9 protein-coding genes and 1 tRNA gene are annotated in these 11,270 nt (G+C 52.6%); 9 read left to right on the plus strand and 1 reads right to left on the minus strand.

The window, feature by feature from the left end:
* A partial coding sequence (locus E1958_RS18725; RefSeq protein WP_133513221.1) for a killer suppression protein occupies nucleotides 1-318 on the minus strand: 318 nt, incomplete at its 3' end.
* Nucleotides 319-1,082: 764 nt separating this feature from the next.
* Here E1958_RS18725 and E1958_RS18730 point away from each other — a divergent pair.
* The 9 genes from E1958_RS18730 to E1958_RS18770 form a co-directional block, all read left to right on the plus strand.
* Nucleotides 1,083-1,829 (plus strand): SIR2 family protein, encoded by a 747-nt coding sequence (locus E1958_RS18730; RefSeq protein ID WP_133513222.1) that lies wholly within the window; start codon nucleotides 1,083-1,085, stop codon nucleotides 1,827-1,829.
* A gap of 292 nt (nucleotides 1,830-2,121) precedes the next feature.
* Nucleotides 2,122-2,197 (plus strand) — tRNA-Phe (locus E1958_RS18735).
* A gap of 538 nt (nucleotides 2,198-2,735) precedes the next feature.
* The gene (locus E1958_RS18740) at nucleotides 2,736-4,403 is read left to right on the plus strand and encodes a B12-binding domain-containing radical SAM protein (protein WP_133513223.1); all 1,668 of its coding nucleotides are present in this window, start codon (nucleotides 2,736-2,738) and stop codon (nucleotides 4,401-4,403) included.
* A 409-nt stretch (nucleotides 4,404-4,812) separates the two neighbouring features.
* Entirely contained in the window at nucleotides 4,813-5,091 is a 279-nt protein-coding gene (locus E1958_RS18745) for a PqqD family protein (protein WP_165742210.1), read from the plus strand.
* A gap of 5 nt (nucleotides 5,092-5,096) precedes the next feature.
* Nucleotides 5,097-6,935, plus strand: a complete 1,839-nt coding sequence (locus E1958_RS18750; RefSeq protein ID WP_133513225.1) for an asparagine synthetase B family protein — start codon at nucleotides 5,097-5,099, stop codon at nucleotides 6,933-6,935.
* Nucleotides 6,936-7,716: 781 nt separating this feature from the next.
* On the plus strand, nucleotides 7,717-8,580 hold the full coding sequence (locus tag E1958_RS18755; RefSeq protein WP_207787907.1) for a phosphoenolpyruvate carboxykinase (ATP): 864 nt from the start codon (nucleotides 7,717-7,719) through the stop codon (nucleotides 8,578-8,580).
* Nucleotides 8,581-8,756: 176 nt separating this feature from the next.
* Nucleotides 8,757-9,998, plus strand: a complete 1,242-nt coding sequence (locus E1958_RS18760; RefSeq protein WP_133513227.1) for a cytochrome P450 — start codon at nucleotides 8,757-8,759, stop codon at nucleotides 9,996-9,998.
* A gap of 303 nt (nucleotides 9,999-10,301) precedes the next feature.
* Complete coding sequence (locus E1958_RS18765) at nucleotides 10,302-10,673, plus strand: hypothetical protein (protein WP_133513228.1); 372 nt, start codon at nucleotides 10,302-10,304, stop codon at nucleotides 10,671-10,673.
* A gap of 112 nt (nucleotides 10,674-10,785) precedes the next feature.
* Nucleotides 10,786-11,270, plus strand: a 485-nt coding sequence (locus E1958_RS18770; RefSeq protein WP_133513229.1) for a hypothetical protein, incomplete at its 3' end; no start/stop codon positions are given.

Consider the following 11,270-nt stretch of genomic DNA (forward strand, 5'->3'; position numbering starts at 1 on the left):
TATCTTGACGGCCGTCACCGCGCTCCAATCCAGCCCGCCCTCCGGGCGCTGCGGTAGCGGATCGTTCACGGGTTGAACGATCAGACGGTAGGGGCCATCCAGGTCGATGCTCAAGGCACCTTTGCGGTCACCGGTCAGCTCGTGGCAGCGATGTGGCGGGCTGTACGGTGGGGCCAGCACACTGAGGTTCGGCGCGGCCTGCAGTGTTGCCACCACGACCCGCAACCGCTTACTGCGCCTTTCGCCACAGGCCCTCACCATCTCGCGCCGCTGGTTGAGCTGCTTGCTCAGTTTGATACTGGCGAAAACAATTTTCACCCCCGGCAACCTACCCGCTTAGTCGATAAAATGGAAGCCTTTTGAAGCAACCGGATCGATTTTCCCACGGCACTTGCCCGCCGCCGCTTTGGATTGGGCGACGCATCCGTCCCAGGCCCAGGCGTTGTAGCCAGGGGAAAGCCTGTAGCCCACGTAGGGCGGGAAAGGTCAGGGACGACCGCATCCCGCCTGGGTGGTCTTCATTCCGGCTGCTCTTGCCAATGGGTCATGAGGGTTTTCTTCCTGCTCTCGTTCCCACGCAGCTCGTAGGTCGGGTTAGGCGCGTCTGGCGATGCGAGCCTGGGCAACCGAGGTTGAACGCGCCGTAACCCAACATCCGAGACTGGCCCGCGGCATTGTGTGTCGGGTTACGGTGCGCCCAAATCCTGGGACTCGACCAAACACCGAAGCACGCGCCTAATCCGACCTACTATTCTGTGAAATGGCCGCAGCCCAGTGTCATCCCGAGCTCGTAGGATACGGTGAGCGCCTGCCCCGCCCCAGGGACGGGGCGGGTAGGCCGCGAACCGCATCGTTGGATCGTGCCATACCCAACCTGGTGTGGAACACGCCACCATCCATCGATGCGGTTCGCTGTCTGCTTGTCCCGTCCCCGGGACCTGCCTGCGGCAGATAGGCGAACAGACAGGTCCCTGGATACAGGTAGGCGCTCACCGCATCCTACGGGTTGGGGTCCGATCAAACCGCACTGCTTAAGACGGCGCACTTCAAGAGTGCGATCAGCGAGGTCTTCGAGGGCCGACATGAAAAAAGAAAGAAAGCTGGACGATCTGGTTTGGACGCTTAAAAACGCCGTCAACCAAGACAAGAAATGCACCCTGCTCATCGGCGCGGGCTGCTCGGTCGCAGCGGGCATCCCCACCGCCGCCGACTTCGTGGAGGAGATCAAGGCGCGCAATCCGCCGGCCTATGGACGGGCGACGCACAAGACCTATCCCCACTGCATGGCAGAGCTTCCGCCGAGCGCGCGGCGGGATCTGATTGCCGAGTTCGTGGACCAGGCCAAGATCAACTGGGCCCACATCGCCATCGCCCAGCTCATGCAGCACGGCTTCGTCGATCGGGTCCTTACCGTCAACTTCGATCCCCTGGTGGTCCAGGCCTGCGCGCTGGTGGGGGAATTTCCGGCGGTCTACGACTTTGCCGCCTCCCAGCTCTTCAAGCCCGCCGACATCCCCGACCAGGCCGTGTTCCATCTCCATGGGCAGCGCTCCGGGTTTCGCCTCCTGCACACGGATGAGGAGATAGAGGACCACGCCAAGCACCTGAAGCCGGTGTTCGAAGATGCCGGGCGGGGCCGTATGTGGATCGTGGTGGGCTACAGCGGGGAGAACGACCCGGTTTTCGACTACTTGGCTGCCGTACCCCAGTTCGACAACGGATCACCTACCAGGACAACGAACCTTCCTCACAGGTGCGCGAACGTCTGCTCCAGCCGGATAAGTACGCCTTCTACATCAAGGGCTATGACGCGGACGGCTTCTTCGTGAAACTGGCCCAGCAGCTCGGATGCTTCCCGCCGGGGTGGTGTTATAATATCTGTTGTTTCGATCATATAAGGTATTGATTTATAATATCTATTTGAACCCTAAAAACTAAAGTTACAACACTACCATGTATCCCCCTGGCATGGCCCCTCCCAACATCGAGAGGCGGCATTGCCGCCTTGGGTTGATATCGGAGCAGTTCATACTTGACGCCTTCTCATCATTCCCGCTTTAATTAGGCCCTCTCCCTTTGCGGTAGCTCCGATAGCGGCAGCGTGAAGGGCGCTTACCCTCAGCCCAGGTAGCTCAGTCGGTAGAGCAGGGGACTGAAAATCCCCGTGTCGGCAGTTCGATTCTGTCCCTGGGCACCAATAAAATGAAGGCTGACGGATCGGTGGTTCTGCTCTGAGGACGTAATTCGTTACTATTCAGGTACCCCATTCATATATAAAACAAAGGCTTACACTTTTCTAAGTGCGATGATGGGTGGAAAATGCGGTGTTTTCGTGCGTTTCCACGCGATGAAAACACAACATTTTGTGCTTTGTAGGCCGCCAAACACAATATCTTGTACCTGAATAGTTACCGCAATTCTTAGGTCACCTACGAGGCATCTTAAGGGCACCTTGAAAAATACGATTCTCGTCAACAGCACGCTTCTATAATCAATGGGTTAGAGTCGCTTGATCGGTGAAAACGCCTATTTTTCAAGATGCCCTTAAGAAATTGTCCTACCTGTGTGACCATGCAATCCCTCCCCCTCTGGATCCTGGTCTCGAAAACCAGAAATCAAAGGGTTGTGCTCGCAGGGAGCCGAAGTTCGTCAGGGACTGAATAGTTACTCGCCTGCAGCTCTCCAAGATTTCCCGAGTTTCTGCAAGGAATTAAAGCAGTTAAAAGGACAACCTGATGACCCAAAAACCAAAGATCACATTAATAACTGTTGACCAATATGGTCCATCACTTGGAGTACGATTTCTCTCAGCGGTACTCAAACGAGCGGGTTATCAAACAGTGGTCGTTTTTGCGAATGGTTATGTTTCTCGCGAAGCAGCTATGGGGAAGGTGCAAATATTTCCCGACCATATTCATAATGAAATTGCTAAACTCGTTACAGGAAGCCTCTATATTGGAATATCAGTAGTAACCCCAACGTATCATCGGGCCAAGGAGATAACGATACAAATCAAGTCACGTATTAATATCCCTATTATATGGGGAGGTGTTCACGCCACTGTATCGCCTGACGAATGCTTAGAATACGCTGATATGGTCTGCATGGGCGAAGGAGAAGATTTAGTGGTCGATTTAGCGAATCGGCTGCGGGAGAATCGGACTTATGACAATATTCCAGGCTTAAGGTTACCTAACCAATTGCCAGTGACATATATAGCGCAAACGGATATATCCCACATTCCCTCACCGGACTATGCGTTTGACGGTAGTCATTATATTGTAGACTCACATGGAATCACTCGTATTAATAGTCTCCGAACTTATAAATGGTTCTTAGCCGGGGAGTATAATTTTTCTCCAACCAGAGGTTGCCCTTATAAATGCACGTATTGTGTCAACGATAGATATTCGGCGCTTTGCAAGGATGCCAAGATCAGGCGTTTCAGGGCACGCAATCTTGACAATGTAATTCGCGAATTGATATGGGCAAAAAATCAGTTTGCCTTTTCTCATATAGTAATTCCGGACGATTGCTTTATGGCACTGAAGAGGGACGATATTCGTTATTTTGTACGGGAATACAAGAAACACATAGGATTACCATTTAAAATCCACGGGGCAGACTCCCCGAGTGTGACCGAGGAAAAACTTCAGCTCTTGTGCGATGCAGGTCTCATCGAGCTAAGAGTTGGTATCCAAACGGGGAGTGAACGCATTCGCAAGCTTTATGGCCGAACATGGGAAAGCAACGCAAGCGTGCTTAAGACGGCCCATCTTATCAATCATTTCATAAACCAAGGGCAACTCCGTTGGGTGCTGTATTATATAATACTTGACAATCCGTGGGAGTCGAAACAAGATCAAGTTGATACCTTTAAATTGGTGGCGTCTTTACCAAGACCTTTTTCAGTAACTTTGTTTTCGCTAACCTTTTATCCGGGGACATCACTTTACGAGCGGGCCCTATCTGAAAAGCTGATTCGTGGTAATGCTACCGATGATGCTTACTGGAAAAATTATAAGAAGTTACGCTCCACACCGATTAATGAAACGTTAGGATTGATGGTATATTTACCTCTATCATCAACTGCCATGTGGTGGCTGGTAAAAGACAAGCCTGTTACCAAATATAGCAGGCGGATAATAAAAAAGCTAGTAGCGTCAGTTCCGGAAGTTACGTTATTTTTCAAATCACGGGCACGTTACGAAATTGAATTGTGTATTCAAAACACAAGAGGCGGTGCTATAGATGTTTTTCGTCAATTAAAGAAGAACCCTTCAGAATATTCTGGGGGATCAAGGAGACCAGTAATCGTTGCACTGAGGCTTTTTCTGTTGAGTATTTACATTAAGTCTAGCAAGCTTCGTCATCCTCTGGGAACGCATACCGCCCGCGTATAAAAAAGCCATGGTTTTCACCGATTATTGGGAAGCGTATCAAGCTGTTATTCCGAATAAGCAGCATTACCCTGTTGGCAAAGAAACGGGAGAAAGGCCCATGTTAGGCGCTGGAATAATACCTTGTGCGTAAGACGCTCTCTTTTTCCAAATGTATCATTATGCATGAGATCTGTTCAAAACTCTTCCTGTACCGCTATAATACGGAGTTATTGCCAACTAGTGACTATGCTACCATTTAGTGATAAACTACCATCGATCATTCAATCCCTCCCCCTCTGGATCCTGGTCTCGAAAACCAGAAATCAAAGGGTTGTGCTCGCAGCGAGCCGAAGTTCGTCAGGGGCTGATATGGTTACTCGCCTGCCAAGATTTCCCGAGTTTCTGCAACGACAGCGGAAGGATGTGCATTATGACACCTTTACCTAAAGAAATCACCATTTCGTCCAAGCTCCTTTTTCAGGAGCTAGGTGACGAAACCGTGCTCCTGGACCTGGAAAACGAGTTGTATTACAGTCTGGATGAAGTGGGCATGCGTCTGTGGCAACTATTCGCCGAAAACGGTAATCCGGAGGCTGCTATGAAGCAGTTGTTGACGGAATACGATGTGGATGAGGCCAGGCTCCGGAAGGACATGCATGTGCTGATTGATGAATTGCGTGAAGCCAAGCTGATCACAGTGATACCCTGACAACGATGAGCGGTTTTATCGGCATTCTAAATGGCGACGGTCAACCGATCGATTTCGATTTGTTGCATAGAATGACCGACTTGATGTTACCCCAGGGCCCCGATGCCCAGGAGACCTGGGGTAACGCCCATATCGGTTTTGGTCACGCCCTATTGCGCACGACTTGGGAATCGGAAACAGAACGCCAACCCCACAGTTTGGACGGAGAGGTTTGGATTACAGGGGATATTCGCCTGGACCGGCGAGACGAATTGATTGATCGATTGCGTGCTTCCGGATGCCGGTTTGACAAGGAGGTGCCTGATGTTGATCTCATGTTGCACGCTTACCGAGTTTGGGAGGCGGACTGTGTGGAACGGGTGAGCGGGGATTTTGCCTTTGCGATCTGGGATAGCCGTTCGCAACGCTTGTTCTGTGCCCGGGATCACTTTGGAATTGTGCCTTTTTACTATGCGAAAACGAAAAACGCCCTGATTCTCGGCAACCACATCAATTGCTTACGGTTGCACCCGCAAGTCTCCGACCATCTCAATGAGCGGGCTATCGGCGATTTTCTGCTGGCTAGTATGAATCTCGACTTCACAACGACCGTGTTTGCCGATATTCGAAAGCTACCCCCTGCTCACACCTTGATTTGGTCGGATGGCAAGCTGCGCGTCCAGCGTTATTGGCAATTGCCGGAAGTTGCGCAGGAGTATGTGCGTTACAGCCGTCGGGAAGAGTATATCGAGCGGTTTCGAGAGCTGTTTGAACGGGCCATCACAGACCGGCTGCGAACCGACCGCGTCGGTACTTATCTGAGCGGGGGCATGGACTCGACCAGTGTTGCCGCCACTGCGTATCGGTTAATGACGGCGACCGATTCATCGGTTGATTTTCGGGCGTATACGATTATCTTCAACGCGCTTATTTTTGACGACGAAGGCGACTATGCCGCGCAGGTGGCCGAGAAGGCAGGTTTCTCAATCGAATATCTCGCGGCGGAAGATTATGTTCGGCAGGCCCCCGAGAAACGCCCGGAATATCCCTTTCCCGAACCCTTGGCGTTCTCGAGCCATTCGGCTGAGCTGGAAATTATGCGCCGCGTGGCTGGATACAGCCGGGTGCTATTGTCCGGAATGGGTGGCGATCCGGCGCTTACCCTTCCCTGGTCGCACTGGATCAGTCTGCTACGACGCAACCAGCTTTCGCGTTTGGCACGAGATACATTGGAATATATCCGCGCTTTTCACCGTCCACCGGGTTTCGGGTTGCGTACCCAAATGAGAGGCTGGCTGCGAGAGTGGCGGGATCCCTTTGATCTTCCGGATTGGATTAAGCCGGACTATGTGGAACGGATAGGTTTGAAGGCACGCTACCGAGAGTTTATGGCCGCAGTAAAATTCCCGCCGATGAGAAGCCACTACGGCATGTTGGCTGCTCCCTTGTGGTCCCATATATTTGCCACTGCTGCTCCGGGATTCGCCGGTCCTCCCACTAAAACGCGTTATCCGTTTTTTGACGTGCGCTTGGTGTCATACCTACAATCCATACCACCGATCCCGTGGTTGGAACGAAAGTTCTTGTTGCGCGAGGCCATGAAAGGCATACTACCCAAGACTGTACGGTTACGCCCCAAAAGGGTATTGCGGAGTAATCCCCATTACAGCTTGATGCGTCAGCGTGGGGTTCAGCCCTGGATGGAAGAACTGTTGACCATCCCAGCCATTGCCCCTTACGTTGATGGTGAGTGCGTGCTGCAAAGGCTGCGAGCCAAAGACTTTACATCGATCACTTATCGGCAGATCTACCTGGCTTTGGTGTTGGCCTATTGGCTGAATCTCGAAAATGACAAACAGGGTTAGGTCCACATCAAACCGAAGTTTGTAAGGTAACCTGAAATTAGAAGCTGTCTGGTTAATTGAGAACACCCCCTAGTACCTAGTTTCGACCGATGTTGCAAGTTCATAGTACCTGCTGGCTCACACGCTTGGTTCACACGCTCCAGTACGTGGACTAGCAATATCGAGCGAAACTACGTACTAGGGTCCGTTTTAACCAAACAGCTTCTTACTCTTCTCCCAATCCAAGCTTATCGAGACCTTAATCGAGGGAAGATGACCATGTCTGAGAAAGATGCAACCCAACCGACGGTGTCCAAAGCGATCGATGCTACAAGTAAACGTCCGTATTGTCCGCCTCGACTACGGAAACTTGGTCAGGTCAGCGAATTGACGGAGACCCTGTTTAGGGAGGCTGCCCACGATGGCGCTCCTGCCCCCGCTGCCTATGTGTCGTGATTAAAAACGTGGGCCTTTATGGAGGAAGGAAGCGGGGGAGTGCTTGATATATGGGAGTGAAGCTTTTTCTTCCTGGCCCTTTTCTTCCTGGGAGGAACGGACCGATGTACCTTTCGTTCCAGGCAAGTTAGAGGGGTCGATCGCAATGCTTGAGAACCGCTCACCCCTGGAGCCTGATCTCGAAAACGAAAACCGCAGGGTTTGTCCGTAGGGGGCTGAAGCTCGCTAATGAATGGATAGCGGATACTATTATACTGTTTACGGGTTAACACTGCGGTCAAATTGGCCGTTACCCGGCCTGCCCCCTACCGGTGCCGATGTATCCCCTGATACTCAGGTGGAGTTAATGCTGGAGGGGGAAATCCAACCACCATCGGCGGACGTTAGGCAACTTTCGTCTGGTATGAGGGTGTTATCCAAAGCAGATGGCACCTATTTTCACATGTGGTTTTGCGGTGACGGGCGACTTGATTTTACAATCGATTCCGAGGGCACTCAAGTATCGGCCACTTGGACGCTTTCGGTTATCGAAGAAGTAATGGCCCTCTTGTTAGGGCCGGTTTTGGGCTTTGTTCTTCGATTACGGGGCGTTCTTTGCCTCCATGCCTGTGCGGTAGCGATCGGTGGATTCGCCATTGCGGTTTTAGGTAGTTCGGGCGCGGGTAAATCAACACTGGCGGCGGCTCTCGCGAGGCGGGGGTACGCCATTCTCTCTGACGACCGGGTCGCGCTTAACCATTGCGATCGAGAATGGCAGGTATTACCCGGTTATCCGCGACTGCGGTTGTGGCCGGAGGCCATTCAGGCCCTGTATGGTTCGGAGAAGGGTTTGGCACAGGTTTTCAGTTTCTCGAAGAAGCGTTTTGTGGATTTGACCGATAGCAGCGATGGAACCGCGTGGCGGTTTCACCGCCAACCCCTGGCGTTGGGGGCGCTATACGTCTTGGGAGAACGGAAAATCGGATTGTCGGCACCAGCAATCGAACACATGCGCCCGGCCATGGCCACCGTGGCATTGATGACGCATCGAACAATCGCAACCGACCATCTACAGTTAGCTTCCGACAAACAAGCGCGGGAGTTTGCCGGCTTAAGTCGGGTGGCAATGGAGGTGCCGACGCGACGTGTGATTTGCAGCGATAGGTTGGATGCGCTCCCTCAATTGTGTGACGCAATTGTAGAAGATTTATCGGTAGTGGTAAATCTTTAACTGGTAGAGGATAGGTCAGGCCACTATGCGGCTCGGCGGAGTTGGACTATCAACCACTTTATCATTTAAAAATTTACCACCACCGATTTATCGATACTTACCGACTGATATACCCTTCTAGTGTCATTATTTGGTTCTTATGCGGAATGCATTCGGAATAAAGTAATCAGGAAACAATGCAATTCGATCCCAGAAGCTCGGCCTTCCGCGCCAATCCCTACCCGGTCTATCATCGGCTCCGTATCCAGGATCCCATCCACTATCGGCAAGCGAAGCAGGATTGGCTTTTAACGCGCTATGCCGACATGATCACGCTTCTCAACGATGACCGTATTGATCCTCGGAATGACACAGACACAGCGCGGGAGATAGTCGAAAATCGACATCGAGTGCAAGTCCAGGCGGGTATGTTCCCGGAAGCCTTTCTGCGGCTTCGGCAAGAAAGCGAGCACTTAAGGCGTCATTGGATCATTGTCACCCACCCGCCTGTCCACACGCGGCTGCGCGAGGTATTACGGCCGTTCTTTTCTCGTAACAAGATCGCCGTGCTTCAGTCCTGGATTCAACAACAAGCCGAGCGTCTGCTTGATCGTGCGTTGGCATCCGGCGAATTGGATATTATCCATGATTTTTCTTCCCCTTTGATGTCAGAAGCGATTTGCGAGCTATTAGGGATCCCTGTAGAAGATCGTAAACAGCTCAGGCCCCTGGCCTATGAGCTTTCAACCTCAATCGATCTGGATAGCCCGCCAACGACTGATGAACGTGGTCTCTTTGCGTTTTTGAAGCTCGCCCGCTACTTCCGTAGCCTGATTGCTCGGCTGCAAAGCTGGATTGAACCAGAGGATAACTTGCTCAAGGGTATGGTCCGGGCGCACGCTCAGGGGAATCTGAGTGAAGATGAGTTGTTGGCCAACAGCATATTTTTGTTCTTCACCGGTCATGGAGCCCCGCAACACGTCATCGGTAACGGGATGTTTACGCTACTCCGTCATCCTGATCAATTACAGCTGTTGCAGGCGGAGCCAGCTTTGATTGGCACGGCGACGGACGAGTGTTTGCGCTACGATTGCCCAGGACAATATATGATAAGAAGGGCCCTCGATGACATTGAATTTCGTGGTAAGACGTTTAAAAAAGGGCAGAAAATCGTCTTTCTGATCGGTGCCGCGAACCGTGACCCCGACCAATTTCCTGAGCCGGACAGGTTCGATATCTATCGGAAGCCCAATAAGTACCTTACCTTTGGTTATGGGATGCGTTATTGCATGGGGGCACAACTCACGCGTTCCGCCGCACAGATCGGGCTTGAGACATTGATTCGTCGCCTGCCGCGGATTGCATTGAAGACGGAGACGCTGGAATGGGAAGAATCCTATCGGACCCATGGATTGAAAGCCCTGCCGGTTAGTTTCTAGCGAGGCTTCGCCTCAGACCGATGAGCCGTGAGCCCGCGTAGGTTGGGGTGAGGAACGAACCCCAACTTTCAGTTACCAGCTACCAGCAGAATCGTTTGAACCGCAAAGGCACGAAGGACGCGAAGGTCGCACAAAGATTGTTTGAACCGCAAAGACGCGGAGAACACAGAGTCTCACGAGGCTTCGCCTCGGACCGACCAGCTCAAGCGGTCCGCACAGCGGACCCTACCCTAATCACTTGATTGACTGTAGGGTCCGCTGTGCGGACCTTCTAAATGTCAACACGACCTAGAGTACCTGATTATGGCATCCTCCGACGCGAAAATGCTTGCTAAAAAGGCGGTTGAACAAGTGGAGCCTTCCGAGCTGCCACTTTTCGACCAGGTATGGCAGGACTTCGAGGACGATCCCGAGCAACCCATTGCCGGGGCCGATCCGGCATCTCGTATCTATGGTTTCGGCGGAGTCGGTGAGCTACCGTTCGTGTCGGCACTTATCATCCCAATCGTCGTCCATTTCCTTGGATCGGCTGCAGAGAAGGGTGTCGACTGGCTCGTCAATAAGATTAAAGAGGATCAGAAAGGGGCGAAGGACATCAAGCTGTCCGAGGAGCAGATCCGAAAGATCGCGGAGGTACTGGTCCGGCACGGCCGAAACAGCGGGGGCAATTCCTAACTGCCCCAAGTCGGGTTGCAGCCAGCGGTTACCGGTCCGTTGGGGTCTGGTGTGTCTACTCCGCGGCTCACCGAGAGTGCCGCGCAACCGCGATAGTTGGAGTGAGCACAAAATGCTGTTTGAATCTTATGACAGGCAGAATTTTGGATTTCTCCTCATCATGTGGCTGCTGGGCTTCGTGGCCCTGTTTGGGTTTGAGATCCGGTCCCTCGTTTACGTTCAACAGGACTATGTCATGCCCCTGCTGCTGGTCATCGGATTTATCGGCAGCACCTTCCTGCTGCGAGAAGTCCTGATCGACCGGGCGCTGAAGGCCCAGACCGTCCGCATCAACGGCAAGGCCGTTCCGGTGACACTCCAACCCGCCAACGAGGTGTTGCAAGACTACGTCAGGAAACGCGCCTCGGTCCTCTCCATCCAGACCAACATCAATATCCTGAGTCTGCCGCGGACCTGGAACATTGTCGACGCCTTCGTCATCGGAAGCGGAACACGTCAGTCTTTGGTCGTTACTGGGGGTGTGCAGCTGCTCGCGGTCCAGCAAGGCAGCGAGCACCAGGAGCGGCTCAGATTTCTGATCGATCACGAGCTCGGGCA

This window comes from Candidatus Thiosymbion oneisti, from assembly GCF_004359955.1.
GTDB lineage: Bacteria > Pseudomonadota > Gammaproteobacteria > Chromatiales > Chromatiaceae > Thiosymbion > Thiosymbion oneisti.

Coding starts and splice junctions, on each gene's coding strand:
- E1958_RS18730 (WP_133513222.1), top strand. CDS start 1,083: ATGAAAAAAGAAAGAAAGCTGGACGATCTGGTTTGGACGCTTAAAAAC.
- E1958_RS18740 (WP_133513223.1), top strand. CDS start 2,736: ATGACCCAAAAACCAAAGATCACATTAATAACTGTTGACCAATATGGT.
- E1958_RS18745 (WP_165742210.1), top strand. CDS start 4,813: ATGACACCTTTACCTAAAGAAATCACCATTTCGTCCAAGCTCCTTTTT.
- E1958_RS18750 (WP_133513225.1), top strand. CDS start 5,097: ATGAGCGGTTTTATCGGCATTCTAAATGGCGACGGTCAACCGATCGAT.
- E1958_RS18755 (WP_207787907.1), top strand. CDS start 7,717: ATGCTGGAGGGGGAAATCCAACCACCATCGGCGGACGTTAGGCAACTT.
- E1958_RS18760 (WP_133513227.1), top strand. CDS start 8,757: ATGCAATTCGATCCCAGAAGCTCGGCCTTCCGCGCCAATCCCTACCCG.
- E1958_RS18765 (WP_133513228.1), top strand. CDS start 10,302: ATGGCATCCTCCGACGCGAAAATGCTTGCTAAAAAGGCGGTTGAACAA.